Origin of the sequence: Actinomycetospora corticicola (assembly GCF_013409505.1) — a bacterium.
Lineage (GTDB): Bacteria > Actinomycetota > Actinomycetes > Mycobacteriales > Pseudonocardiaceae > Actinomycetospora > Actinomycetospora corticicola.
The window spans coordinates 2,422,944-2,448,129 of the sequence record NZ_JACCBN010000001.1 but is presented as its reverse complement, the minus strand read 5'-3'; the positions used below and the strand labels follow the sequence as shown (position 1 = coordinate 2,448,129).

The window sequence follows — 25,186 nt, the reverse complement described above, 5'->3', positions numbered from 1 at the left end:
TTAGCGCAGGAACGAGCTAATGGAGACGCCGATGACGCTGGAGCAGCACGTGGACCGCATCATCGGGACGTTGCAGGGCGGCGCCGTCGGGGACGCGCTCGGCGTCCCCTACGAGTACGGCTCCCGGCGCCTCGACGGCGAGCCCGCGATGCTCGGCGGCGGCCTCGGCGGGTACGCACCCGGCCAGTGGAGCGACGACACCGAGATGGCGTCGGTGATCGCCCGCGTCGCCGCGACCGGGGCGGACCTGCGCAGCGATGAGGCCCTGGACGCGATCGCCGACGGGTTCATCGGGTGGTACCGGCAGGGGCCCGCGGACATCGGCACGCAGACCGCGTCGGTGCTCCGCGGGCAGGAGCCGGGACCGGGCTCGGCGGACCGGCTGCGGCGGCGCGCGCTCGAGCTGCACCGGCGGACCGGGCGCAGCGGCGGCAACGGGTCGTTGATGCGGACGGCCCCCGTCGCCCTCGCCCACCTCGGTGACCCGGTCGCGATCGTCGAGGCCGCGACGGCGGTGAGCGTGCTGACGCACTGGGACCCGGAGGCGGGGGAGGCCTGCGCGATCTGGTGCCTGGCGATCGACGCGGCGATCCACACCGGCGGGCCCGACGTCGCGGCCCGGATCCACCACCTGCGCGACGACTCCGCCCGGCACTGGATCCCCCGTCTCGAGGAGGCGGCCCGGCTCGGCCCCGCGGCCTATGCGTCGCACAACGGCTGGGTGGTCGCCGCGCTGCAGGGGGCGTGGGCGGCCGTGGCGCAGGCCTCGGACACCGAGGACGGTCTGTTCGCGGCGGTCCGCGGCGGCGGGGACACCGACACGGTCGCCGCGATCGCCGGGGCGCTGCTCGGGGCCGCGCACGGCGGGTCGTCGCTGCGGGCGGAGTGGCGCGACCGGGTGCACGGCTGGCCCGGGCTGCGCGCCGCGGACCTGGCCGACCTCGCCACGGCCGCCACCCGCCCGCAACCGTGATCCGACCCTCACCACCGGCACCGACCCGGCGTCAGGAAGGGGCCGAAGATGGGGGAGTGAGCCTTCCTCGCCTCGAAGCCGCGTCCCCGCACGGGGACGGCCGTGCCGGTGCCGTCCTCGTGCTCCACGGTGGGCGGCCCGACGGGCACCAGGGCGCCGGCGGGTTCCTGCTCTCCCACGTGCGGATGGTGCCGTTCGGGCAGGCCGTGGCCCGGGTCGGGGCGCGGCGCGGGGTGGACACCCAGCTGCTGCGCTACCGCGTCCGGGGCTGGAACGCGCCCGACCTCGACCCGGTCGTCGACGCCCGCTGGGCCCTCGACGAGCTGCGCCGCCGTCACGGTGCGGACGTGCGGGTGGTGCTCGTCGGCCACTCCATGGGTGCGCGGGCCGCGCTGCGGGTGGGGGACGACCCGAACGTCGTCGGGATCGCCGCGCTGGCGCCGTGGATCGAGCGGAACGAGCCGTGGGAGCACCTGCGGGGGCAGACGCTGCTCGTCGCGCACGGCGACCGCGAGCGCATGACCGACCCGCGCTCCTCGTTGTGGTTCGCGCGGCAGGTGTCGACGGTCAGCGACCGGGTGGCCCGGTTCGACGTGCACGGCGACGGCCACGCGATGCTGCGTCGGGCGGGGGACTGGCACCGGCTGACCGCACGGTTCGCGCTGGCCGCACTCGGCCTCGAACCGTTCGAGCCCGCCGTCGCGAACGCGATGGCGGCCGGTGCCCCCGAGGGCCTGTCCGTCCCGCTCTCCGCCCCGACCGTCTGAGGAGTCGCCCGTGTCCCGGGAACGCGTCGCCGTGATCGGGGCCGGTGTGTCCGGCCTGACGGCCGCCTACGTCCTGCAGCGCGCGCACGACGTCACGCTCTTCGAGGCCGAGTCGCGCCTCGGTGGGCACGCGCACACCCACGACCTGCCGGACGTCAGCGTCGACTCGGGCTTCATCGTCCACAACCACGCGACCTACCCGAACCTCATCCGCCTGTTCGGTGAGCTCGGCGTGGCCACGCAGGACTCCGAGATGTCGATGAGCGTGCGCGACGACGCGACCGGCCTGGAGTACGCCGGGGCACGCGGTGCGGCCGGTCTCTTCGCGCAGCGGCGCAACCTCGCGAACCCGCGCCACCTCGCGATGCTCGCCGAGGTGCTGCGCTTCCACCGTGCCGCCCGGCGGGTGCTCGACGGACACACCGAGCTCGCCGAGGAGGTCACGTTCGGCGAGTTCCTGCGGACGAACCGCTTCTCCCGGTACTTCGTCGACACGTTCGCGGTGCCGGTGGTCTCGGCGGTCTGGTCGTCCGGTGCGGAGCTGTCGATGCAGTACCCGGCGCGCTACCTGTTCGCGTTCCTCGCGAACCACGGGCTGCTCTCGGTCAGCGGGTCGCACCAGTGGAAGACCGTGGTCGGCGGATCGGCCCGCTACGTCGAGAAGGCCGCGAAGGGACTGTCGGCGGTGGAGGTGTCGACGCCGGTGCGCGCCGTCGCCCGCGTCGGCGAGGGCTTCGAGGTCCGGGACGACGCGGACGTGGCGCACCCGTTCGACCGCGTCGTGATCGCCACCCACGCGCCCACCGCGCTGTCGATGCTCGCCGCCCCGACGTCCGCCGAGCAGGCCGTGCTCGGCGCCTTCGAGTACTCGGCCAACGAGACCTGGCTGCACACCGACACGTCGATCCTGCCGAAGGCCCCGGCCGCGCGGGCGTCGTGGAACCTGCTGCGCGTCCCGGGCGAGGACCGCGTGCTGGTCAGCTACGACATGTCCCGCCTCATGCGGCTCGAGACCCCCGAGACCTACGTCGTGACCCTGAACGCGACCGACCGCGTCGACCCCTCGACGGTCATCGCGCGGATGGACTACGAGCACCCGGCCTACACCCCGGCCTCGGTGGCGGCGCAGAAGCAGCTGCCGGGCCTGAACGACGGCCGGATCGCCTTCGCCGGCGCGTACCACGGCTGGGGGTTCCACGAGGACGGCTGCGCCTCGGGCGTGCGCGCGGCGGCCTCGCTCGGGGTGGCGTGGTGACCTCCCTCTACGAGGTGCTGGTCGACCACCGACGGTCGCAGACGCTCGAGGACGCCTTCACCCACCGCATGTACCTGTGGCTGGTGGACCTGGACGACCTGCCGCGGGGTCGTCTCCTCCGGGCCGCGGGGGTCTCGTTCCGGGGCGCCGACCACCTCGGTGATCCCGCCCGCTCCATCCGCGAGAACCTCGACGCGTTCCTCGCGGCGCAGGGTCGGGAGCGCCCGGCCCGCGTGCTGATGCTCGCCCACCCCCGGACGTTCGGGTACGTCTTCAACCCGATCTCGCTCTACTGGGCCTACTCGTCGACGGGCTCGTTGAGCGCCGTGGTCGCGGAGGTCCACAACACCTACGGCGGGCGGCACCACTACCTGCTCGACGTCGACGACGCCGGCCGGGCGCGCGTGGACAAGGATTTCTACGTCTCCCCGTTCTTCCCCGTCGACGGCGAGTACCGGATGAAGGTGCCCGAGCCGGGGGAGACGCTGTCGGCCACGGTGGTGCTCCGCCGCGAGGGTCCCGACGGCGGGCTCGCGACGGCCTTCGTCGCGACCATGCGCGGGACGAGGCGCGCGGCGACCCGCCGCGTGGTGCTGCGCGCGGTGCTGCGGCACCCGTTCGTCACCCACCGGGTCTCGCTCGCCATCCGTCGCCGGGGGATCGCGCTCTACCTGCGGGGGCTCCCGGTGATCGGGCGGACCCCCGCCGACGTCGACCGCGGTCTCGGGCAGCTCGAGCGGGTCTGACGCCGTCCCGACGACGGGTGCGCATTGCGTCGCGCACACGGTGGGGCGAGGTCCGGCGGCGTGCCGCCCCCGGCGCGAGGTGTACGTGGGGCAGGTCGGCGGGCTGTCGGGGCTGCCTGGTGTCACTCTCGCGGACGAGCCAGCGGGCGCGGCGTTCGCGAGAGTGACGTGGGGCAGGTTCACGGGCTCCTCGGGATGCCTGGTGTGCACCTCGTGGAATCGCGGGATCGCGACACCCTGTGCGCGACGCGCGGGGGCGGAGCGCCCCTCCCGATCGCCCGGGCCACTGACCGGTGTGCGGCACGCGACGCGATTCCGCCCGTGACCTCGTCCGGGCGTCGGGCGCAGACTGCACGCCGTGACCAGTGCCCCGCTCACGATCCGTCCCGCCGTCGCCGAGGACGCCGACGCCCTCCTCGAACTCGTCCACGCCGCATATCGCGGGGAGGGTGGACAGGTCGGCTGGACCACCGAGGCGGAGCTGATCGACGGGCCGCGCACCACCCGGGAGCTGCTGGCGGCCGACCTCGCCGACCCCGGCATCCACGTCCTGGTGGCCGGCGACCACGACGGGTGTTGCGCCGTGACCCACCGGGCCGGCGAGGAGGTCGCGTCGTTCGGGATGTTCGCGGTCCGTCCGGACCAACAGGGCTCGGGGCTGGGCAAGGCACTGCAGGCCGCCGCCGAGGAGTACGCGCGCACGGCGGGCGCGACGACGATGGAGCTCTACGTCATCGACCGGCGCGCCGAGCTGATCGCCTGGTACGAGCGGCGGGGCTACGTGCGCACGGGGGAGACGAAGCCGTTCCCGTACGGCGAGCCCGGCGTCGGGTTCCCGCGCGGCGACGACTTCCGGTTCGCGGTCCTGCGCAAGCCCCTAGGCTGAGCGACGTGGCACCGCAGCTGACCCTCGCCCAGGACCCGGAGGCCGACGAGGTCCTCTCGCAGAACCCGCTCGCGCTGCTCATCGGGATGGTGCTCGACCAGCAGTTCCCGATGGAGCGCGCGTTCGCCGGGCCGGCCCTGCTGACCGAGCGGATCGGCGAGCTCACGGCCGAGAAGATCGCGGAGTACGACCACGACGAACTCGTCGCCGCCTTCACCGGCCCGCCGGCGGTCCACCGCTACCCGAAGTCCATGGCCGAGCGCGTGCAGGCGATCTGCCGCACGATCGTCGAGGACTACAGCGGCGACGTCACCCGGATCTGGACCGAGGCCGCCGACGGCCGCGACGTGTTCAAGCGGCTCAACGCCCTGCCCGGCTGGGGCACGATGAAGGCCCAGATCTTCACCGCCCTGCTCGGCAAGCAGCTCGGCCTCGAGGCCGACGGCTGGCGCGAGGCGGCCGGGAACTACGGCGACGAGGGTTCCCGGCGATCAATCGCCGATGTGGTGGACCAGACCACGCTCGCCGAGGTCCGGGACTTCAAGCAGGCGCAGAAGAAGGCCGCCAAGGCCGCCAAGGCCGAGGCGTGAGTCGCACCGTCCACGTCGTCGGGATCGGGGCGGGCTCGCCCGGCCACCTCACGCTCGACGCCGTCGAGGCCCTGGAGTCGGTCGACGTCGTGCTGCTGCTGCACAAGCGGGGCGCCGCCGACGAGCTCACCGACGCCCGGACCACGATCGCCGAGCGCTTCGCGCCCCAGGCGCGCATCGTCCGTCGTCAGGACGCCCACCGCGAGCGTGGCACCACCGAGGAGGGCCGCTACCTGCAGACCACGCAGGAGTGGCGCGACGCGCGCCTCGCGCTCTACGAGGAGCTGATCTCGACCGAGGTCCCCGACGGCGGGTCCGTCGCCCTGCTCGCCTGGGGCGACCCGGGCATCTACGACGGCACGGTGGACACCGTGGAGCGGATCGTCGAACGCGGGAACGTCGCGATCGAGTGGACCGTGATCCCCGGGATCTCGGCCCCCTCGGCCCTCACCGCCGCGCACCGGGTGACGATGACGCGCACCGGGCGCCCCGCCGTCGTCACCCCCGCGCGGCAGGTCATCGCGGGAACGCCCGCCGAGCGGGCCGACCTCGTCGTCATGCTCGACGGGGCCGACCAGCACGCCGTCGACGCGGTGGAGGACGACGCGACCGTCTACTGGGGCGCCTACCTCGGCACGTCCGACGAGACGCTGATCAGCGGGCGGCTGGGGGACGTCCGCGGCGAGATCCTGTCCACGCGCGCCGAGCTGCGGGAGCGCAAGGGCTGGATCATGGACACCTACCTAGTCCGCCGGGACTGACTTCAGGCCCTTCTCCCAGCGCTCCTCCACGCGTCCGAACCGCCACGCGGCGAGGGCGACGGCCCAGGCGAGGACGAAGAGCCCGACGATCCAGAACCCGACGTCGTCGAGGGGCAGGTTCGCGATCCACGCGAGCGGCCCGGTCTCGATGTCGAGCTGGTCGGTGAGGATGGAGATCAGCTCGATCAGGCCGATCACCAGCGCGACGACCACCGACAACGACGTGATCGTGATGTTGTAGAAGACCTTGCGCACCGGGCGCATGAAGGCCCAGCCGTAGGCGAAGCACATGAAGGCGCCGTCGAGGGCGTCGAACAGGCTCATCCCCGCCGCGAAGAGGATCGGCAGGACGAGCACGGCCCACCAGGGGAGCGTCGCGGCCGCGGCGCCCCCGGCGAGGACCAGCAGGGACACCTCGGTCGCGGTGTCGAAGCCCAGGCCGAACAGCACGCCCACCGGGTACATGTGCCCGGGCCGGCGCACGGCCTTGGTCACCCGCCCGAGGAAGCGGTTCATGAAGCCGCGCTCGTCGAGGTGGCGCTCGAGCTCGGCCTCGTCGTAGTCGCCGTGCCGCATCCGCCGGAAGATCCGCACGATCCCGATCAGCACGACGAGGTTGATCACGCCGATGAGCACGAGGAAGACGCCACTCACCGCGGTGCCGATCAGCCCGCCGATCACCTTGAGCGGCGAGTCGTCGTCGCCGATCTCGGAGGCGACCGCGCGGACGCCGAGGCCGAGCAGCAGGACGAGGACGAACACGATCGTCGAGTGGCCGAGGGAGAACCAGAACCCGACCGTGAGCGGCCGGGGCCGGGTCTCGTCGTCACTCCGATCCGCCAGCAGCTTCCGCGTCGTGTTGTCGATCGCCGCGATGTGATCCGCGTCGAACGCGTGCCGCATGCCGAGCAGGTAGGCGGTCAGGCCGAGGCCCAGGCCGAAGACCCCGGCATCGCCGAGGTCGTAGTCGTTCGGCGCGATGAACACCGCCAGCACGCCCCAGCCGACGACGTGCAGCAGGAGCACGACGGCGGTCATCCCGACGACGGAGCGTTTCTCCGGCCGCGACATCGCGAAGCGACGCGGACGGGTGGGGGCGGTGGCGGTCACGAGCCGGGAGAGTCCCCCGTCCGGGTCACAGGTGCAACCTTCCTGCAGCTGACCATGTCCGGCAACGACACGTCGGGTGCGCGGTGTCCGGAAAATCGGGCCCGCTTCACCCGGTCGGCCCCTGCCCGTCCCGGCAGGCCCGACGAGCGGGCGCGAATGTCGGGAGTGTCGGGAACCGCCACCGCTCCGTGGGCGACTGTCCTCCCGTGTCCGACACCCTCGACGCCGCTCCCGCACCCGCCGCCGACCCGCCCGCCGCCCGGGGAATCCGGGCCGGGCTGCGGCCGCTGCTCGTGCGCCTGCACTTCCACGTCGGGCTGTTCGTGGGGCCGTTCATCCTGGTCGCCGCCGTGACCGGGCTGATCTACACGATCACCCCGCAGCTCGACCAGCTGCTCTACCGCGACGCGCTGACGGTCCCGGCCGCGACGACCGCCGTGGACCTGCGGACCCAGGTGGCGGCGGCCGCGGCGGCGGTGCCGGACGGCACGCTCACCTCGATCCGGCCGGCCGCCACGCCGACGGCCACCACGCGGGTCGGGTTCGACTCCCCGGGTGTGGCCGAGGACGACGCGCGCACCGCGTTCGTCGACCCGCACACCGGTCAGGTCCGCGCGGTGCTCGACACCTTCGGCGAGTGGCTCCCGACCCGGGCCTGGATCGACACGCTGCACCGGAACCTGCATCTCGGCGAGGTCGGCCGGGTGTACTCCGAGCTCGCGGCGAGCTGGCTGTGGGTGCTCGCCGTGTCCGGGCTCGTGCTCTGGGTGGTGCGCCGCCGTCGCCGCTCCCGCCTGCGTCGCACCCTGCTGCCCGAGGCGTCGGCGCGGGGCCGGGCGCGCGTCCGTTCCTGGCACGGCTCGGTGGGGCTGTGGGCGGCGATCGGGATGCTCGGGCTGTCGGCGACGGGCCTGACGTGGTCGCAGTTCGCGGGAACGAACGTGTCGGCCCTGCGCACCGCGCTGGACTGGACGACGCCGTCGGTGTCGGCGGAGCTGCCGGCCGCGTCCGTCCCGGCGCCGACCGGAGAGGCCGCCGAGCGGGTCCTCGCCGCCGCCCGGGCGGCGGGGATGACCGACCCCGTCGCGATCACGCCGCCCGAGGAGGCGGGTCAGGCGTGGACGGTCGCGCAGGTGCAGCGGTCCTGGCCGCTGAAGCAGGACTCGATGGCGGTGGACCCGTCGTCGGGAACGGTGCTCGAGACCATCCGCTACGCGGACTGGCCGGTCGCGGCGAAGCTCGCCGAGATCGGCATCAGCGCGCACATGGGCATCCTCTTCGGCGTCGCGAACCAGCTCCTGCTGATCGCCCTCGCCCTCGGGATCATCGTCGTGGTGGTCTGGGGCTACCGGATGTGGTGGCTCCGCCGCCCCACCCGCTCCGGCGCCACGGCTCCGGGCGGGACGGAGCGGCCCGGCGTGGCGGCGGTCGCCGTCGTCGGCCTCGCGGCGGTGGTGCTCGGGGTGTTCCTCCCCGTGCTCGGGGCGTCGCTGCTGCTCTTCCTGCTCGGGGACGCCCTGTGGCAGGAGTACCGGCGGTCGCGCGCGAGCTAGGCGGCGTCCCGACGCCGGGGGTGGTCGGGCAGGCGCTCGCGGCCGCCGGGAGCGCGCGACGGCGGCCGGTCGGCTGCCGGCCGCGGCGCCGGGGTCGGCTGACGTCCGAGGTAGAGGGTGAGCACGAACCCGACGACGACGAGGCCGTGGGCGAGGATGCGCACGGGCTCGACCCGGCCCGCGAGCAGGTCGACCGTGCTGAGCGTGCCGAGCACGAGGATGAAGGCGCCGAGCACCGGCAGGAGCCCCGCGACGTGCCGGACCCACCACGCGCCGGCGACGAAGGCGACGCCGAGCGCGAGGTTCCAGGCAGCGGACTCGTGTCCCATGTGCGCCATGTCCGCGCCCAGCATGGCGGCGTCGGAGTGCCCGGTGGTGCCGGTGAGCGCCAGCGCCCCGAGGGCCAGCTGTACGACGCCGACGACGGCGAGCCCGACGCGGGCCGCGCGGGGACCGGTGCGGCGTGGTGGTGCGGCGGGCAGCACCAGCGCGACGAGGTCGGGGCCGGGATCGGCGGGTGCGGTGCGCACGGACCGCGTGACGACGGCGGCGCCCTCCCGCCAGGCGCGGCACGCCGGGCAGACCGCGAGATGGGCCTCGATCGCGGCGCGGCCGTCGGCGTCGCTCTCGCCGTCGAGGTCGGCCGAGATCTCCTCGCGGCAGTCCTCGCAGGTCATCCCCGGGTCTCCCGCGCCACACCGCCGGGGTCGGCGGCAAGCGCGTCGACCAGGTCGGCGCGGGCCCGCGCGACCCGGGAGCGGATCGTGCCGATCGGGCAGTCGCACACGGCGGCCGCCTCGGCGTAGCCGAGCCCCACGACCTGGGTGAGGACGAACGCCTCGCGCCGGTCGGGGTCGAGGGCGTCCACCGCCGCGCGCAGCACCACGCCCTCGGCGACGTCGCCGTGCCGCGTCCGCCCGACGGGTTCGTCGGCGTCGTGCAGCTCGGCGGGTCGGGCGGGGCGGCGGGCGGTGTGGCGCAGGTGGTCGGCCGCGACGCGGCGGGCGATGGAGAGCAGCCAGGTCCGGGCCGGCGCCTCGCCCCGGAAGCCGGGCAGCGACCGGAACGCCCGCTCGTAGGTCTCCTGCGCGAGGTCCTGGGCGACGCCCCGGTCGGAGAGGTGGACGAGGAGCCGCCAGACCTGCTGCTGGGTGAGCTCGACGAAGCGTGCGGCGGCGGCCCGGTCGCCGTCCCGGGCGAGCTCGGCGGCCCGGGTCACCGCGGCGTCGTCCACGCTCCGCACGGTAGCCGGGCCCCCTCCCGCCGCACCGTGAGGACCCTCGCAGCAGGGCGCGGGCGGCGGGCCCGCGCCGACGACGGGCTCACATCACCAGCAGCATGACGGCCATCCCGGCGCTCATCAGCAGGTGGCACCCGGCGTCGAGCCGCGGCGCGATCGCCGCGCGCACCGACATGACCGCCGGGCGGGTCGCCACCGCGACCGGACCCGACCCGGCGTCGGGAACACCCCCGGGCACCGGGCCGCACCCCCGCCCGACGACCGGCCGCACCACCCGGAGCAGCCAGGAGGCGGCCGCGGCGAGCGAGACGACGGCGAAGGCCCACGTCAGACCCGTGACCCACCCCGGCGTGACGACCGGGACCATCGTCGCCACGGGGCCGGACCCGCCGTGGTGGTGACCGCCCCCGCCGTCGCCGGACATCGAGGTGCCCATGATCTGGGGCATCGCCGCGACCATCCACACCATCGCGGCGCACATCGCGGCGTGGTAGCCCTCGACGAGGCGCCGGTGGCCCGGCGGGGGCAGCAGGACGCGCCGGACGAACCACGCGGTGAGCACGGTGAACACGAGGATCTGGAGCACCGCACCGGGCGTGGTCGGGCCTCCGGTCACGCCCCACGTCATGGCGAGCATGGCGAGGCTCATCAGCAGGTGGGCGAGCTCGGCGACCCGACTGCCGCCGTGGTCGCCGGTCGCGATCAGTTCGGCGAGCCGGACGAGCGACCACCCTCCGGTGAGGAGGAAGACCACCGACAGCAGCAGGGTGACGACGGGGGAGAACACGACAGGGGAGTCGTCCCGGCGGCCGCCGCGGTTCCCGGGAACTCCGGCGCACCCGTCGACGACCTGACGGTCGTGGACTGCGAGCGATGCCGTGAGGCGATCTCCGCCGGGCTCGACGGCGAGGCGGGCGCACGGGAGTCCGCGCGGGCCGAGGAGCACCGGCAGGGGTGCGCGGCGTGCCGGACCTGGGCCGAGCTGGCCGCGGTCGTCACCCGGCGCGTGCGGACCGGACCCGCGGACCCCGCCCCGGACCTATCCACCGCGATCCTCGGCCCGGAGGCGGCGCTGTCGGGCGCGGCCTGCGGGTGCGCCGCGACCTGCGGGTGCGGCTGTCAGCAGGGCCGGTCCTGCCGCTGCGCGCCGCAGGTGGCGTGACGGCGCGATCGCACGTGTCGGCCGGTCGCAGGGTCGGGTAGCACCCCGGCGCAGGTCCGGGTCTCGCTCCGACTGCGCCTACTGTTTCGGTTCACCGAAACCAGGGTGTTCACACCACGAAAACCCTGGCTACGATGGCCCGACACCACGACCGACGGGAGCCGACGGTGACCGACCGCCTCACGAGGGGGGCCCACTCCGACGCGGAGACGGGTACCTGCCTGATGGAGCAGGTCGCCCTCGCGGCGGGCGAACCGTTCTCCGACCGGCCCCGCTGCACGTCGCCCGCCCTCGCCGCGCTCGCCGCGCAGGTCAACGACCGGGTGTCCGATCGCGCGCGCGACCGGCTCCTCCCGCTCGTCCCGGCCCTCGCCGGCGCCGACAGCCGGGATCCGCGCGCCGCGTGGGAGCTCGTGGCGGTCTGCGCCCGCGCCGCCCTCGCGGTCCGCCCCGACGACGCGCTCTCCCTCCGCCTGCTCGCCCGCGCCGGGCGGGCGCAGCGCCGCTGGAGCCGGGTGCGCCTCGACGGCACCGCCGGCCTCGTCGCCGGCTTGCGCGCCCTCCCGCACCTGACGGCGGCCTTCCACCGCGCCGCGGTCCTCGCGGGCCCGGTCGGCTCGCCGCAGCGGGACGACCGGCTGGTCGCGCTGCTCCACGACGCCGTCGACGTCCGCGAGCGCGAGGCCGTCGCCGCCTAGGGATCCACGCGGCCGGTGGTCAGGTGCTCGACGTGGAAGACGGCCTCGTCGAGCAGTTGGGCGACGTGCTCGTCGTGCAGCCGGTAGCGGATCTGCCGCCCGTCGCGCTCCCCGACCACGAGCCCGAGGTGCCGGAGCACGCGGAGCTGGTGGGACACCGCCGACTGCTCCATGCCCACGTCGGCCACGAGTTCGCCCACCGTCCGCGCCTCCTCGCGCAGCCGGAGCAGCAGGTGGACCCGGCTCGGCGTCGAGAGTGCGTGCATCGTGCGCGCGACCGCGTCCACGGCGTCCTTCGACAGCGTCGGGGTGTTCCCGTCGGTGCCGTGACCCATGGCGGGAGCCTACTCACCTCAGCGGTTGGTCAGGCATGAAAGTATGAACCGGTATTCATTCGTGTGTACCGTGTCCGGACGTGACCGCCCTCGACGACCGCCCTGCCGCACCCCCGGCGCGTGCCCCGCGCCGGTCGCTCCTGCTCCGGCTGCCCGAGGCGCGCTGGGCCGGGCTCGCCCTCGCCGCGTTCGCCGTCGGCGGGCTGCTGGTGCTCGTCGGCGCGCCGGTCCGGGCGTGGGGGCCCGTCCTCGCGGTCTGCTACGCGGCGGGCGGCTGGGAGCCGGCCCTCGAGGGGCTGCGGGCGCTGCGCGAGCGGCGCCTCGACGTCGACCTGCTCATGGTCGTCGCCGCGCTCGGTGCGGCCGCGATCGGGCAGGTCGTCGACGGCGCGCTGCTCATCGTCATCTTCGCGACCTCGGGTGCGCTCGAGGCCTGGGCGACGGCCCGGACCGAGGCGTCGGTCGGCGGGCTGCTCGACCTCGCGCCGGCCCGGGCGACCCGGCTGGTGGACGGCCTCGAGGAGGAGGTGCGCGCCGAGGAGCTGACGGTCGGCGACGTCGTCCTGGTCCGGCCCGGTGACGCCGTCCCCGCCGACGGCGTCGTGCTCGACGGGGCCGCGGAGGTGGATCAGTCGAGCATCACCGGCGAGCCGCTCCCGGTGCCCAGGTCGGTGGGCGCCGAGGTCTACGCGGGCACCGTGGCCGCGGGGGGCGCCCTGACGGTGCGGGTCGCCCGGCCGGCGGGGGAGTCGGTCGTCGCCCGGATCGCCGAGCTCGTCGAGGAGGCGGCGCGCACGAAGGCGCGGACCCAGCTGTTCATCGAGAAGGTCGAGCAGCGCTACTCGATCGGCGTCGTCGTCGCGACCCTCGCGATCTTCACGGTGCCGCTCGTCCTCGGCGCGACCCTCGACGACGCCCTCCTGCGCGCCATGACCTTCATGATCGTCGCCTCGCCGTGTGCGCTGGTGCTCGCGACGATGCCGCCCCTGCTCGCCGCGGTGGCGAACGCCGGACGGCGCGGACTCCTGGTGCGCTCGGCCCAGGTGATGGAACGGCTCGGTGCTGTCGACGCGGTGGTGCTGGACAAGACGGGGACCGTGACGGTCGGGGCGCCCCGGGTCGTCGGTCACCCCGACGACGAGGTGCTCGCCCTCGCCGCCGCCGTGGAGGCGCGCAGCGAGCACCCGCTGGGGCGGGCGGTCGTCGCGGCGGCCCGCGAGCGGGGGCTCGTCGTCGCCGAGGTCGCCGACTTCAGCGCGGAGCCCGGCGTCGGGGTGCGGGGCACCGTGGGCGGCCGCCGGGTCGGGGTGGGCCGCGCGGCGACCCCTCCGCGCGAGGGGAACCCTCACGCCACCCCCCGTCGTGAGGGGAACCCTCGTGCCACAAGAGCGCTCGGATCCTCCCCTCGCGACACGGACCCCGACTCCGCCACCACCCTCGTCGACGTCACCGACCTCGGCACCGGCCGCGTTCTCGGCACCCTCGCGATCGCCGACGGGCTGCGCCCCGACGCCGCGGACGCGGTCGCCGATCTCGCCGCCCGCACGGTCGTCCCCCCGGTCCTCGCCACCGGCGACCGTGCCGACGCGGCCCGGGGCATGGCCGACCGACTGGGAATCGCGGACGTCCGGGCGGACCTGCTCCCCGAGGACAAGGTGCACGTGGTCGAGGGGCTGCGGGCCGACGGGCACACCGTGGCGGTCGTCGGGGACGGGGTGAACGACGCCCCGGCGCTGGCGGGTGCGGACGTCGGCATGGCGATGGGCGGCGCGGAACTGACGATGCGCGCGGCCGACGTGGTCGTGCTCGGCGACGACCTGCGGCGCCTGCCCTGGCTGCTCGACCTCGGTCGCCGGGCCCGCCGGACCGTGATCGCGAACCTCGTCGTCGCGGGCACGATCATCGTGGGGCTCGTGACCTGGGACCTCGTCGGACACCTGCCGCTCGCCCTCGGCGTGGCGGGCCACGAGGGGTCGACGATCCTCGTCGCCCTCAACGGGCTGCGCCTGCTGCGGGGTCCCCGCCGCCCGAGCTGATGTTCCTCACGAAGCGGACGCGACGTGCTTCGTCTGTAGTCCGTGATACAGATCGCCGTCCGATTCCTCCCGATACTGCGTGTCACATCACGTTTGACCGGGAGGGACCCGTTGACCACTTCGGACCACACGTCATCACCGAGCGCACCACCGATGCGCCGCATCGCGCTCGCGAGCATGACGGGCACCGTCATCGAGTTCTACGACTTCTTCATCTACGGCACGGCCGCCGCGCTCGTGTTCAACAAGGTGTTCTTCCCGGAGCTCGGGGCGGCGGCCGGGACCGCGCTGGCGCTGGCGACCTTCGGTGTCGCCTTCGTCGCCCGGCCCTTCGGTTCGGTCCTGTTCGGGCACTTCGGTGACAAGCTCGGCCGCAAGAAGACGCTGGTCACCACCCTGCTGCTGATGGGGCTCTCGACCCTCGCGATCGGCCTGCTGCCCTCGACCGGCGTCATCGGCTGGCTCGCACCGGCGCTGCTCGTCCTCCTCCGCGTCCTGCAGGGCCTCGCCGTCGGCGGGGAGTGGGCGGGCGCCACGCTGCTCACCGCGGAGAACGCGCCGGCCAAGGTGCGCGGCAAGTACGCGCTCTACCCGCAGCTCGGCCCGTCGGTCGCGTTCGCGCTGGCCAGCGCCACCTTCCTCACCACCGCCCTCACGATGTCCAACGAGGCCTTCCTCGCCTGGGGTTGGCGCATCCCGTTCATCGGCAGCGTCCTGCTCGTGGCCCTGGGCCTCTACGTGCGGCTCGCGATCACCGAGACGGCGGCGTTCGCGAAGCGCAACGAGGCCCAGGTCGCGACGCGGCTCCCGGTCACCGAGGTGCTCACGCGCCAGCCGAGGACGGTGCTGCTCGCGGCCGGCTCGACGATGGCCGTGTTCGCCTTCTTCTACATCGGCGTCACGTACCTGACGAGCTACGGCACGCAGCAGCTCGGCCTGCCGCGCCCGACCGTGCTCGCCATGGGCATCATCGGCGGGCTCGTCTTCGCCGCCACCACGATCGCCGGCGCGATCCTCTCCGACCGGGTCGGGCGTCGGAAGATGGTGATCATCGGCAACGCCCTGTCCGTCGTCGGCGGCGTCATCGCCTTCCCGATCATCGACCTGGGCACCGCGGCCTCGTTCGGCCTCGGTCTGTCGATCGTGCTCGGCGTCGTCGGCATCGCCTACGGCCCGATCGGTGCCCAGCTGCCCGAGCTGTTCCCGACCCGCTACCGCTACACCGGCGCCGGCATGTCCTACAACCTCGCCGGCGTCCTCGGCGGCGGCGTGGTCCCGCTCATCGCCACCGCCCTCGTCGCCACCTACGCGACGAGCCTCGCGATCGGCGTCCTCCTCGCGGGTCTCTCGGTCGTCAGCCTGGTCTGCACGCTGCTGCTGCCCGACTCCGTCGACGAGTCCATCAGCGCCGAGGCCGTGGCCCCCGTGGCGGCCTGAACCTGGAAAGAGGCGGTCGCGCGCGACTAATCTCCGTCCCGACCCGGGTCGTCCGGGTCGGGACGGAGGTCGTCGTGGCGCAGTCCCTCGCGCGCGCGGTGCCCCCGGGGACCCCCGAGCTCGCCGTCTCGCCGTTCCTGCTCGCCGAGACCGGCCCCGTCGCGGGTCGGCTCGCCGCCCTCGGCGTGCCCCGGCGCCTGCGCTCCGGGGACCTCGTCATGCGCCAGGGCGAGATCTCCGGCTGCCTCTACATCCTGACGTCGGGTCGGCTCCGGCTCTCGCTGCTGCGTCCCGACGGCGGGGAGCGCGTCCTGGGCTACGCCGAGCCCGGCGCGAGCGTGGGGGAGACCGCCTGCGTCGACCGCGCGGCCCGGGCGGCGACCGCCGTCGCCGTCGTCGACTCCGAGGTCCTCGCCGTGTCCCGCGAGGTCCTGCTCGCCGCCGCCCGCACCGACCCGGAGCTGCTCCTCGAGGTCGCCCGGCGGGTGGCGCACAAGCAGCACGTGCTGCACCTGCACCTCGCCCTCGACGCGCTCCCGGCCCGCGAGCGCATGGTGCTGCTGCTGACCCACCTCGCCGACGCCCACGGCGAGCCCGGGCCGGACGGCCTCGTCCGCCTCCGCCTCCAGCTCGGCGTGGACGACCTCGCGGCGATCGTCGGCCTCACCCGCGTGACCGCCTCCCGCGAACTCTCCCGCCTGGTCGCGGAGGGTGTCCTGCTCAAGCAGCGGCGCTCCTTCGTCGTGCGCGACCGCCCTGCCCTGCGCCGCCTCACGGCCGCCGTCGCGGTCTAGGGCCGCCTCCGCGAGGTGCACGTGGGGCAGGTCCGGAGGCCCGCCCGCCTGCCTGACGTGACTCTCGCGAGGCGGCCGTTTGTCGACCGTCGCCGGCCGGGCTCCCCACCGGACGATCGCGCCCCGACGCCGGTGCCCGCCGTGGTCGGTGAGGTTTCGACGCCACCGGTTCGGGGTTGCCTGCACCTGTCAGCTGCAGCAAGATCGCAACAAGAGACTCGATCACCGAGGAGATGTGCGAGCGATGGCGGAGTACTCCCTGCCCGACCTGCCCTACGACTACGGCGCCCTCGAGCCCCACATCTCGGGCAAGATCATGGAGCTGCACCACGACAAGCACCACAACACCTACGTCACCGGTCTGAACACCGCGATCGACGCCCTCGCGGAGGCCCGCGAGAAGGACACGATCGGCACGACGGCGCTGCTGTGGGAGAAGAACCTCGCCTTCAACTACGGCGGGCACATCAACCACACCGTCTTCTGGCAGAACCTCTCCCCGGACGGCGGGGACAAGCCGACCGGCGACCTCGCCTCGGCGATCGACCGGGACTTCGGCTCCTTCGAGCTGTTCCAGAAGCACTTCACGTCGGTCGCGACGACGATCCAGGGCTCCGGCTGGTCGATCCTCGGGTTCGACACGCTCGCCCGGAAGCTGCGCATCTTCCAGCTCTACGACCAGCAGGCCAACGTGCCGCTGGGGATCATCCCCGTGGTCATGCTCGACATGTGGGAGCACGCCTTCTACCTGGACTACCTCAACGTCAAGCCGGACTACGTGAAGGCCTGGTGGAACGTCGTGAACTGGGCCGACGCCGCCCAGCGCTTCGAGTCCGCGCAGGGCACCCAGCTGGTCTGACCCCCCTGGTCCCGCGGTGATCGTTCCGACCAAGACGACCCACCGCGACGAGCGACGGCCCCCGTGGGATCCCCTGCGGGGGCCGTCGTGCGTCTAGCGCAGAACGCATGCAGAAGCCAGTCCTTGTTCCTGCCACCTATTGGTGATTAGGGTACGGCGTGTGATCGCCGCCCGATTCGTCCCGGTCGTCCTCGCGGCCGCGTTGGCCCTGCTCGTGGGTGCCTGCGCCGCACCGACGACCGGCTCCGGTCCTGCCGACCCCGCGAGCATGGTGCTGGCCGACGGCTACGAGCCCGACGACCTGAACCCGCTCCTCGGCTACGGCGAGGAGGGCGCGTCCAAGCTCTACGACGGGCTGACCGCCCTCGACGCCGACCGGCAGCCGCAGCCGAACCTCGCTGCGGCCGCCCCCGTCGCGGCCGCCGACGGGCTGTCCTGGACGGTGTCGCTCAAGCCCGGCGTCACCTTCCACGACGGCACGGCCCTCGACGCCACCGACGTGGTGGCCACCTACCGGGCCGTGCTCGACCCGACGAAGGCGGCGACGGTCGCCTCCGGCTACCCGATGCTGCGCGACGTCGTGGCCCTCGACCCGGCCACCGTGCGGTTCGACCTGTCGAGCCCGTTCCTGCTCTTCCCGGGCCGGCTGACGCTGCCGATCGTGCCCGCCGAGCAGGTCGCGGCGCCCGGCCCGGCGTCGGACCTCGCGCTCGGCACGAGGCCGGTCGGCACCGGGCCCTACCGGCTCGTCGAGTGGCGCCAGGGCTCGTCGATGGTGCTCGAGGCGAACCCGACCTACCACGGCGGCGCACCCGCCGTCCGGCGGATCACGATCGTCTTCGCGACCGACGACAACACCCGCGCCCAGCGCGTCGCCGCCGGCGAGTTCGACGGCACCGTGCTGCCGCCCGCGCTCGCGAAGGGCATCGCGGGCCAGGCCCAGGGGATGGTGCTGCGCGAGCACGCCAGCGCGGACTACCGGACGATCACGATGCCGTTCGCGAACCCGGTGACGGCCGACCCCGCGATCCGCCAGGCGCTCAACCGCGCCGTGAACCGTCAGGGGATGATCGACGCCCTCCTGGCCGGCCAGGGGACCCCCGCCAGCACGCCGGTCCCGCCGGTGCTGCCGGAGGAGGTCGAGCCCGCGGCCCAGTTCCCGTTCGACCCCGCGGCCGCGAACGCGATGCTCGACGCGGCCGGCTGGGTGCGGGGCGCCGACGGCGTCCGGGCCCGCGGCGCGCTGCCCGCGCGGTTCACCCTGATGTACAACCCCGCCGACACCGTCCGCCGCGACCTCGCGCAGGCCTTCGCCTCCGACGCCCGCGCGATCGGGGTCGACGTCCGGCTCGAGGGTCTGGGCTGGGACGCCATCGAGCCCCGCATGGGCGCCGATGCGGTGGTCCTCGGCGGCGGCAACCCATTCGACACCGCCTTCAAGTCCTGGCAGCTGCTGGCCTCCGCGAACGCCGCGGACGGCTTCAACAACCCGGGCTCGTACCGGAACGCGACCGTCGACCAGGCGCTCGGGGCCGCCCTCGCCGCCCCCGACCGCGCCACCCGGGCCGCGGAGCTGCGCCGCTTCCAGCTCGCCTACGCGGCCGACCCGGGCATGGTGTTCCTGACCTTCCTCGGCCACAGCTACCTCACCCGCGACCGCTTCGACGGCTACCAGCCGGTCGTCGAGCCGCACACCCACGGCACCACGTGGGGCCCCTGGTGGAACGTCGAGCGCTGGACCCCGCGGACGTGACCGCCCCGACGGACACGACGACCCGTCGCGGCCGGGGACGGGAGATCGCCGTCCTCGTCGCGTGGCGCACCGGGGTGGCGGTCCCGGTGGTCGCGGTGGTGGCGACCGGGGTGTTCCTGCTCGCCGCGTGGTCGCCCTTCGACCCGATCTACCAGTACTTCGGGGCGGGCGTCTTCTCCGCGGGCGACGCGGTGATCGCGAACGCCCGGGAGCAGCTCGGGCTGGACGACTCCGTGTGGACCCAGCTCGGTCGCTGGGCGGGCGGGCTGGCGTCCGGCGACCTGGGGCAGAGCCTGTCGTTCCGGCAGCCGGTGTCGACGGTGATCGCGCAGCGGCTGCCGTGGACGCTGCTACTGGTGACGGCGGGTCTCCTCGTCGCCGTGGTGATCTCCCTGGTGGCCGGGGTGACGGCGGCCTGGCGTCAGGGCGGGTGGGTCGACCGCGGGGTGACCGCGGTCGGCCACACCCTGGAGGGCCTGCCGCCGTTCGTGCTCGCGCTGGGGGCGATCGCGGTGTTCGCCGTCGCCTGGCCCGTGCTGCCGGTCGCCGGGCTCACCGACGCCGGGGCCGCGCCGACCGTCGACCAGGTGGCGCGCCACCTCGTCCTGCCGGCCGTGGTCCTGGGCATCTCGCAGACCCCGTGGCTGGTGCTGCACGTGCGCTCGTCGCTGCTCGGGGCCCTCGACGAGGACCACGTCACCGGCGCGCGCGCCCGGGGGCTGCCGGAACGCGTCGTGGTGCTGCGCCACGCCCTGCCCACGGCGCTGCTGCCGTTCGTCACGGTGCTCGGCAACCGGCTCCCGGAGCTGGTCACCGGCGCGGTGCTGGTGGAGACCGTGTTCTCGTGGCCGGGGATCGCGGCGGCCGTGGTGACCGCCGCGCTCTCCGTCGACTTCCCGCTGCTCGCGGCGCTGACGTTGCTGACCACGGTCGCGGTGCTGGTGGGGGCCCTCCTCGCCGACGTCGCCGTGCTCGTCCTGGACCCGAGGGTGAGCGCCGATGGCTGAGCTCGACCTGCGCCGACCCGTCGTCCGGACCGACGGCCCGGACGGACGGGCGCCCTGGCGACCCGCCGGGCGGCGACGCCCCGGCACGCTGCGGGCGCGGGCATCCTGGACCGGCCGGGGCCGCCTGATCGCCGGGCTGGCCGGCCTGGCCGTCCTCGTCCTCGGCGCCGTGCTGATCCCGTGGCTCGGCGGGCTCGACCAGGGCGCGGTGGACTACACGGCGGTCCGACAGCCACCGTCGCCCGCGCACCCGTTCGGCACGGACGCGGTCGGGCGCGACCTGTTCCTGCGCTCCTTCGCCGGGCTCGGCGTCTCGCTCACCGTCGCGGCGTCCTGCGCGGTGATCTCGACGGTCATCGGCACGCTGTACGGGGCGCTCTCGGGGCTCCTCGGCGGCTGGCCCGACCGCGTCCTCATGCGCGCCGTCGACGGCGTGAACGCGGTGCCGCACCTGCTGCTGGGCATCGTCATCGTCGCGCTCTACCGCGGGAGCGTGCTCGCGGTGATCGCGTCGATCGGGCTGACGCACTGGACGACGGTCGCCCGCGTGGTGCGCTCCGAGGTCCTCTCGCTGCGCGGCCGGCCCTTCGTCGACGCGGCGATCAGCGGCGGCGCGTCCCGACGACGGGTCCTCGGTCGCCACCTGCTCCCGGCGGTCGTCCCGCCCGCGGTGCTCTCCAGCGTGCTGATCCTGCCGCACGCGGTGTGGCACGAGACGGCCCTGTCGTTCCTCGGGCTCGGGCTCCCGCCGCACCTGGCGAGCCTCGGCAACATCCTCGCGGAGGGGCGGCAGGCCGTGCTGCTGGGCAGTTGGTGGATCGTCGTGTTCCCGTCCGCGCTGCTCGCCGCGACCACCCTCGCGGTGGCGGGCGTCGCCGCGTGGTGGCGGGACCGGTCGCGGCCCCGTCGACGCTCGGAGCTCGCGCTGTGAACGCTGTGAACGGTGCGAGCGGGACGGCGCTCGTGGTCACCGGGCTCGACGTCCGGTTCCGGCTGCGGGGCGGGCGCGTCGTGCGGGCGGCGACGGACGTCGACGTGACCCTGCGCCGCGGCCGGCTGCTCGCGCTCGTGGGGGAGTCGGGCTGCGGGAAGTCGGTCCTCACCGAGGCGCTCACCGGGCTCCTGCCGGGCAACGCCGAGGTCCGGGGGAGCGCGGTCCTGGAGCCGGGACCCGACGGCCCCGGCGACGGGGGGCGGGCCGAGGGCCTCGACCTGCTCACCGCGTCCGAGGCGGAGCTGCGGGACACGGTGCGGGGTCGCCGCGTGGGGCTCGTGGGCCAGTCCGCGGGCACGTTCCTCACGCCGACCCGCACGGTCGGCGCCCAGCTGCGGGAGGCGGTGCGGTTCCTCGGCGGCACCGCGACGGCGGAGGAGCTGGCCGCGCGGGCGGGGCTGCCGACGTCCGCCCTCGACGACTACCCGCACGAGCTCTCCGGGGGCACCGCGCAGCGGGCCGGCCTCGCGGTGGCCCTGGCCGGCGACCCGGAGGTGCTCCTCGCCGACGAGCCCACCGCGGGGCTCGACCGGCCGCTCGTGGACCGCACCACCGACCTGCTCGTCGACCTCGCCCGGGAGGGACGCGCCGTCCTGCTCATCACCCACGACCTGCGGGCGGTGCAGCGCATCGCCGCGACCGGCCCGGTCGACCTCGCCGTCATGTACGCCAGCCGGATCGTCGAGACGGGGCCGGCGGCCGAGGTGTTCGCGCACCCGTGGCACCCGTACACCGACGGGCTGATCGGGGCCCTGCCCGGCGAGCGCTTCGAGCCGATCCCGGGGCACCCGCCCGAGCTGTCCGACCTGCCGTCGGGATGTCCCTTCCGGCCGCGCTGTCCGCACGCCCCCGTCGCCGCGCCCGCCCCGGCCGGGCACCGCCCGTGCACCGACGACCCGACCCTGGTGTCCCACGGCGGCCGCGCGGTCGCCTGCGCCCCGGGAGGACCGGCATGAGCCTCGTCGGGGAGGGGCTGGTCGGCGGCTGGCGGCGCGGGCACGCGGTGGTCGACCGGCTCGACGTGGGCGTCGAGCCCGGGCGGGTGCTCGGCGTGGCGGGTCCGAGCGGCTGCGGGAAGTCGACGCTCGTGCGGATGCTCGCGCTGCTGCACGACCCGTGGCGCGGTGTCGTCGCGGTGGACGGCACGCCCGTGCCCCGGATGCGCCACCGGGCGCCCGCCGCGCTGCGCCGACGGATCGGGGTCGTGTTCCAGCAGCCGCGGGCCGCGGCCGATCCGCGTCTGACCCTCGAGCAGGTGCTGACCGAGCCGCTGCGCGCCCGGGGCGAGCGCGACGCCGGGGTGCTCGCGGCGCGGGCCGAGGAACTGAGCGACCGGGTCGGGCTCACGCGCGACCTGCGCGGCCGGCGTCCGCACGAGGTCTCCGACGGGCAGCTGCAGCGGGCCTGTCTCGCCCGCGCCCTGGCGACCGGGCCGGACTACCTGCTCTGCGACGAGATGACGGCGATGCTCGACGCGTCGACCACCGCCGCGCTGGTGGGGGTCATCGGCGAGGAGGTCGCCCGTGGGCTCGGCGTGCTCACCGTCACCCACGACGAACCGCTGCTCGCGGCGTGGGCGGACGAGGTGGTGCGGCCCTGGTCCGGCCCGCGATGATTGCCCGCCATGCCATCGGGGACCCGAGGTGGGACAGTGATGGACAGGGAGGTGGTGTGAGTGAAGCGGCGTCAGGACGACGAGCCCGTGCTCATCACCGAGGCCGCCGTCTCGTTCGAGGACGAGTTCGCCGCCCGCAAGAAGCGATACTCGTTGATCATGGCCTTCCGTATCCCGTGCCTCGTGCTGGCCGGGGTCTTCGGGATCGGCTTCAACTGGCCGTGGGTCGCGGTCGCGTTCATCGTGCTGTCGGTGCCCCTCCCGTGGATCGCGGTGCTCATCGCGAACGACCGGCCACCGAAGAAGTCGCAGAAGGTCAGTCGCTACCAGGCCGACCGCCAGGCGCTGCCGAAGGTCAGCGAGGCGCAGATCATCGAGGCCGCCGAGGCGCTCGACAAGCGCTCGCAGACCTTCATGCACCGCACCGACGGTCCCCGCCAGCCCCAGCAGGACGATCCCGATCACGCGCCGCCGCGCACCGGGACCGACGGCTGACGGCCGACGGACCCTGGGTCACAATGGAGCCATGAGCCAGACCGCGGTCCTCCCCGACGTCCGACCGGATGCCACGGATCGGACGAACGACGACGACCCGAAGATGTTCCACTACGTCCGCAAGGACAAGGTGGTCGAGAGCGCCGTCATGGGGAACATGGTCGTGGCGCTGTGCGGGGAGACCTTCCCGGTCACCCGCTCGCCGAAGCCCGGCTCGCCGGTCTGCCCGGCGTGCAAGGAGATCTTCAACAAGCTGCCGCGCGGCGGCGGGGACGACGAGTAGGTCGTCCCCGACGGCCCCCTGGGGGGCCGTGTCCGTCCTGCCCACCAGCTCCCCGGAGGGTTCTTGACCACGCGCGCGCCCGGACGCCCCGGCCCGACGTCGGACACCCCGTCGGCCCCGCCCCTGCGGCAGTGGCAGCGACGGGCCCTCACCCGCTACCTGGCCGACCGCCCGAAGGACTTCCTCGCGGTCGCGACGCCGGGCGCGGGGAAGACGACCTTCGCGCTGCGGGTGGCGGCCGAGCTGCTCGGCGACCGCACCGTCGACACGGTGACGATCGTGTGCCCCACCGAGCACCTCAAGCACCAGTGGGCCGGCGCGGCGACGCGCGCGGGCATCGCCCTGGACCCGGAGTACTCGAACTCGGTGGGGCGGCTCTCGGCGGACTTCCACGGCGTGGCCGTCACCTACGCCCAGGTCGCGGCGCACCCGATGCTGCACATGAACCGCACCGAGTCGCGACGCACCCTGGTGATCTTCGACGAGATCCACCACGCCGGGGACGCGAAGAGCTGGGGCGAGGCCACGCGGGAGGCGTTCGGCGGGGCCACCCGCCGCCTCGCGCTGACCGGGACGCCCTTCCGCTCCGACGACAGCCCGATCCCGTTCATCACCTACGAGCCCGACTCCGCCGGGGCCCTCCGCTCGAAGGCCGACCACTCCTACGGCTACTCCGACGCCCTCGCCGACGGCGTCGTGCGGCCCGTGGTGTTCCTCGCCTACTCCGGGCAGGCGTCGTGGCGCACGAGCGCGGGCGAGGAGATGACCGCCCGGCTCGGGGAGCCGCTCACCGCGGAGCAGACCTCCCGGGCGTGGAAGACGGCGCTCGACCCCAAGGGCGACTGGATGCCCGCCGTCCTGCAGGCCGCGGACACCCGGCTCACCCAGCTGCGCCAGGGCGGGATGCCCGACGCCGGGGGACTGGTCATCGCCACCGACCACACCACCGCGAAGGCCTACGCGAAGATCCTCGGCGCGCTCTCCGGGGAGGAGCCCGTCGTCGTCCTGTCCGACGACCCGAAGGCCTCCGGCCGCATCGCGGGCTTCGCCGCCTCGAACGACCGCTGGCTGGTGGCCGTCCGGATGGTGAGCGAGGGCGTCGACGTGCCGCGGCTCGCCGTCGGGGTCTACGCCACGAGCGCCTCCACGCCGCTGTTCTTCGCCCAGGCCGTCGGCCGCTTCGTGCGCTCGCGCCGGGCGGGGGAGACCGCGTCGGTGTTCCTGCCCAGTGTGCCGACGCTGCTCGGCCTCGCGAGCGAGCTCGAGCTGCAGCGCGACCACGTGCTCGGCGAACCGCACCGGCCGAAGGAGGGTCTCGAGGACGAGCTCCTCGAGCAGGCCAACCGCACGGAGGACGAGCCGGGGGAGCAGGAGAAGAGCTTCGAGGCGCTCTCCGCCGAGGCCGAGCTCGACCAGCTCATCTACGACGGTGCCTCCTTCGGCACGGCGGCCGGGGCGGGCAGCGACGAGGAGCAGGACTACCTGGGCCTGCCGGGCCTGCTCGACCCCGACCAGGTGCGGGCGCTGCTGCGCAAGCGGCAGACCGACCAGCTCGACGAGGAGAGCCGTCGGGCCCGCGAGGCCCCCGCGGAGCCCGCGGCCCCGCCGCCGGCCCGGCTCAAGCCCTCGGCGGCCGAGAAGCTCAAGGAGCTGCGCCGCGAGCTCAACACGCTCGTCGCCGCGCACCACCACCGCACCGGGCAGCCGCACGGGGTCATCCACGGCGACCTGCGCAAGGCCTGCGGCGGCCCGGCGACCCCGGTCGCCACGGCCGAGCAGATCGAGGAGCGCATCACCACGCTGCGGACGTGGCGGTCGCAGCCGAGCCGGTGACGGG

The 25,186-nt window shown here is 74.5% G+C and carries 27 protein-coding genes; 22 read left to right on the top strand and 5 right to left on the bottom strand.

Annotation, left to right across the window (positions count from 1 at the left end; translation table 11 throughout):
• The first annotated feature begins 31 nt into the window (after positions 1 to 31).
• The 7 genes from BJ983_RS11790 to cobF all read left to right on the top strand — a co-directional run bounded on the left by BJ983_RS11790 (position 32) and on the right by cobF (position 5,978).
• Positions 32 to 973: an ADP-ribosylglycohydrolase family protein gene (locus BJ983_RS11790; protein WP_218890234.1), complete on the top strand. Its 942-nt coding sequence runs from the start codon at positions 32 to 34 to the stop codon at positions 971 to 973.
• A gap of 56 nt (positions 974 to 1,029) precedes the next feature.
• The gene (locus BJ983_RS11785) at positions 1,030 to 1,740 is read left to right on the top strand and encodes an alpha/beta fold hydrolase (protein WP_343054043.1); all 711 of its coding nucleotides are present in this window, start codon (positions 1,030 to 1,032) and stop codon (positions 1,738 to 1,740) included.
• A 10-nt stretch (positions 1,741 to 1,750) separates the two neighbouring features.
• On the top strand, positions 1,751 to 2,995 hold the full coding sequence (locus BJ983_RS11780) for an FAD-dependent oxidoreductase (protein ID WP_179793960.1): 1,245 nt from the start codon (positions 1,751 to 1,753) through the stop codon (positions 2,993 to 2,995).
• Complete coding sequence (locus tag BJ983_RS11775) at positions 2,992 to 3,741, top strand: DUF1365 family protein (RefSeq protein ID WP_179793959.1); 750 nt, start codon at positions 2,992 to 2,994, stop codon at positions 3,739 to 3,741. Before BJ983_RS11780 ends, BJ983_RS11775 begins: the two co-directional genes overlap by 4 nt.
• Before the next feature lie 358 nt (positions 3,742 to 4,099).
• The gene (locus BJ983_RS30800; RefSeq protein WP_179793958.1) at positions 4,100 to 4,627 is read left to right on the top strand and encodes a GNAT family N-acetyltransferase; all 528 of its coding nucleotides are present in this window, start codon (positions 4,100 to 4,102) and stop codon (positions 4,625 to 4,627) included.
• Positions 4,628 to 4,632: 5 nt separating this feature from the next.
• A complete protein-coding gene (locus BJ983_RS11765; protein ID WP_179793957.1) occupies positions 4,633 to 5,217 on the top strand; it encodes an HhH-GPD-type base excision DNA repair protein in 585 nt (194 codons plus the stop codon).
• Positions 5,214 to 5,978 (top strand): precorrin-6A synthase (deacetylating), encoded by a 765-nt coding sequence (cobF, locus tag BJ983_RS11760; protein ID WP_179793956.1) that lies wholly within the window; start codon positions 5,214 to 5,216, stop codon positions 5,976 to 5,978. Before BJ983_RS11765 ends, cobF begins: the two co-directional genes overlap by 4 nt.
• Here the strand turns inward: cobF and nicT are convergent.
• Positions 5,961 to 7,049, bottom strand: coding sequence for a Nickel transporter NicT (nicT, locus tag BJ983_RS11755; RefSeq protein ID WP_179797703.1), 1,089 nt, complete (start codon positions 7,047 to 7,049; stop codon positions 5,961 to 5,963). The genes cobF and nicT overlap by 18 nt on opposite strands.
• Positions 7,050 to 7,294: 245 nt before the next feature.
• Here nicT and BJ983_RS11750 point away from each other — a divergent pair, with 245 nt between their 5' ends.
• Entirely contained in the window at positions 7,295 to 8,641 is a 1,347-nt protein-coding gene (locus BJ983_RS11750) for a PepSY-associated TM helix domain-containing protein (RefSeq protein ID WP_343054042.1), read from the top strand.
• Here BJ983_RS11750 and BJ983_RS11745 read toward each other — a convergent pair.
• The 3 genes from BJ983_RS11745 to BJ983_RS11735 all read right to left on the bottom strand — a co-directional run bounded on the left by BJ983_RS11745 (position 8,638) and on the right by BJ983_RS11735 (position 10,668).
• Positions 8,638 to 9,318 (bottom strand): zf-HC2 domain-containing protein, encoded by a 681-nt coding sequence (locus BJ983_RS11745; protein WP_179793954.1) that lies wholly within the window; start codon positions 9,316 to 9,318, stop codon positions 8,638 to 8,640. The genes BJ983_RS11750 and BJ983_RS11745 overlap by 4 nt on opposite strands.
• Positions 9,315 to 9,875: a sigma-70 family RNA polymerase sigma factor gene (locus tag BJ983_RS11740; protein ID WP_179793953.1), complete on the bottom strand. Its 561-nt coding sequence runs from the start codon at positions 9,873 to 9,875 to the stop codon at positions 9,315 to 9,317. Before BJ983_RS11740 ends, BJ983_RS11745 begins: the two co-directional genes overlap by 4 nt.
• Positions 9,876 to 9,963: 88 nt before the next feature.
• Entirely contained in the window at positions 9,964 to 10,668 is a 705-nt protein-coding gene (locus tag BJ983_RS11735; protein WP_179793952.1) for a DUF5134 domain-containing protein, read from the bottom strand.
• Positions 10,669 to 10,740: 72 nt separating this feature from the next.
• Between BJ983_RS11735 and BJ983_RS11730 the strand changes: the two genes are divergently transcribed.
• Entirely contained in the window at positions 10,741 to 11,043 is a 303-nt protein-coding gene (locus BJ983_RS11730) for a zf-HC2 domain-containing protein (RefSeq protein WP_179793951.1), read from the top strand.
• Positions 11,044 to 11,210: 167 nt separating this feature from the next.
• Positions 11,211 to 11,741: a hypothetical protein gene (locus BJ983_RS11725; protein ID WP_179793950.1), complete on the top strand. Its 531-nt coding sequence runs from the start codon at positions 11,211 to 11,213 to the stop codon at positions 11,739 to 11,741.
• On the opposite strand, the gene BJ983_RS11720 is transcribed toward BJ983_RS11725, so the two are convergent.
• Positions 11,738 to 12,076 carry an ArsR/SmtB family transcription factor gene (locus tag BJ983_RS11720; RefSeq protein ID WP_179793949.1) on the bottom strand — a complete coding sequence of 113 codons (339 nt, stop codon included), beginning with the start codon at positions 12,074 to 12,076 and terminating at the stop codon, positions 11,738 to 11,740. The two genes, BJ983_RS11725 and BJ983_RS11720, sit on opposite strands and share 4 nt — an antisense overlap.
• 80 nt (positions 12,077 to 12,156) lie before the next feature.
• Here BJ983_RS11720 and BJ983_RS11715 point away from each other — a divergent pair, with 80 nt between their 5' ends.
• The 12 genes from BJ983_RS11715 to BJ983_RS11660 all read left to right on the top strand — a co-directional run bounded on the left by BJ983_RS11715 (position 12,157) and on the right by BJ983_RS11660 (position 25,182).
• On the top strand, positions 12,157 to 14,112 hold the full coding sequence (locus BJ983_RS11715; RefSeq protein ID WP_179793948.1) for a heavy metal translocating P-type ATPase: 1,956 nt from the start codon (positions 12,157 to 12,159) through the stop codon (positions 14,110 to 14,112).
• 177 nt (positions 14,113 to 14,289) lie between these two features.
• Positions 14,290 to 15,549 (top strand): MFS transporter, encoded by a 1,260-nt coding sequence (locus BJ983_RS11710; protein ID WP_246325570.1) that lies wholly within the window; start codon positions 14,290 to 14,292, stop codon positions 15,547 to 15,549.
• A 74-nt stretch (positions 15,550 to 15,623) separates the two neighbouring features.
• On the top strand, positions 15,624 to 16,343 hold the full coding sequence (locus BJ983_RS11705) for a cyclic nucleotide-binding domain-containing protein (RefSeq protein WP_179793946.1): 720 nt from the start codon (positions 15,624 to 15,626) through the stop codon (positions 16,341 to 16,343).
• Between the two features lie 244 nt (positions 16,344 to 16,587).
• Complete coding sequence (locus BJ983_RS11700; RefSeq protein WP_179793945.1) at positions 16,588 to 17,202, top strand: superoxide dismutase; 615 nt, start codon at positions 16,588 to 16,590, stop codon at positions 17,200 to 17,202.
• Positions 17,203 to 17,362: 160 nt separating this feature from the next.
• On the top strand, positions 17,363 to 18,955 hold the full coding sequence (locus tag BJ983_RS11695) for an ABC transporter substrate-binding protein (protein WP_343054041.1): 1,593 nt from the start codon (positions 17,363 to 17,365) through the stop codon (positions 18,953 to 18,955).
• Complete coding sequence (locus tag BJ983_RS32270) at positions 18,952 to 19,962, top strand: ABC transporter permease (RefSeq protein ID WP_343054040.1); 1,011 nt, start codon at positions 18,952 to 18,954, stop codon at positions 19,960 to 19,962. Before BJ983_RS11695 ends, BJ983_RS32270 begins: the two co-directional genes overlap by 4 nt.
• Complete coding sequence (locus BJ983_RS11685; RefSeq protein WP_179793944.1) at positions 19,955 to 20,893, top strand: ABC transporter permease; 939 nt, start codon at positions 19,955 to 19,957, stop codon at positions 20,891 to 20,893. Before BJ983_RS32270 ends, BJ983_RS11685 begins: the two co-directional genes overlap by 8 nt.
• Positions 20,890 to 21,912, top strand: coding sequence for an ABC transporter ATP-binding protein (locus BJ983_RS11680; RefSeq protein WP_343054039.1), 1,023 nt, complete (start codon positions 20,890 to 20,892; stop codon positions 21,910 to 21,912). The genes BJ983_RS11685 and BJ983_RS11680 overlap by 4 nt, the downstream gene beginning before the upstream one ends.
• Positions 21,909 to 22,571: an ABC transporter ATP-binding protein gene (locus BJ983_RS11675; RefSeq protein ID WP_179793943.1), complete on the top strand. Its 663-nt coding sequence runs from the start codon at positions 21,909 to 21,911 to the stop codon at positions 22,569 to 22,571. Before BJ983_RS11680 ends, BJ983_RS11675 begins: the two co-directional genes overlap by 4 nt.
• A gap of 60 nt (positions 22,572 to 22,631) precedes the next feature.
• Positions 22,632 to 23,066, top strand: a complete 435-nt coding sequence (locus BJ983_RS11670; RefSeq protein ID WP_179793942.1) for a DUF3099 domain-containing protein — start codon at positions 22,632 to 22,634, stop codon at positions 23,064 to 23,066.
• A 31-nt stretch (positions 23,067 to 23,097) separates the two neighbouring features.
• On the top strand, positions 23,098 to 23,349 hold the full coding sequence (locus BJ983_RS11665; RefSeq protein WP_018334527.1) for a DUF3039 domain-containing protein: 252 nt from the start codon (positions 23,098 to 23,100) through the stop codon (positions 23,347 to 23,349).
• A 63-nt stretch (positions 23,350 to 23,412) separates the two neighbouring features.
• The gene (locus BJ983_RS11660) at positions 23,413 to 25,182 is read left to right on the top strand and encodes a DEAD/DEAH box helicase (protein WP_179793941.1); all 1,770 of its coding nucleotides are present in this window, start codon (positions 23,413 to 23,415) and stop codon (positions 25,180 to 25,182) included.
• Positions 25,183 to 25,186 lie beyond the last annotated feature (4 nt).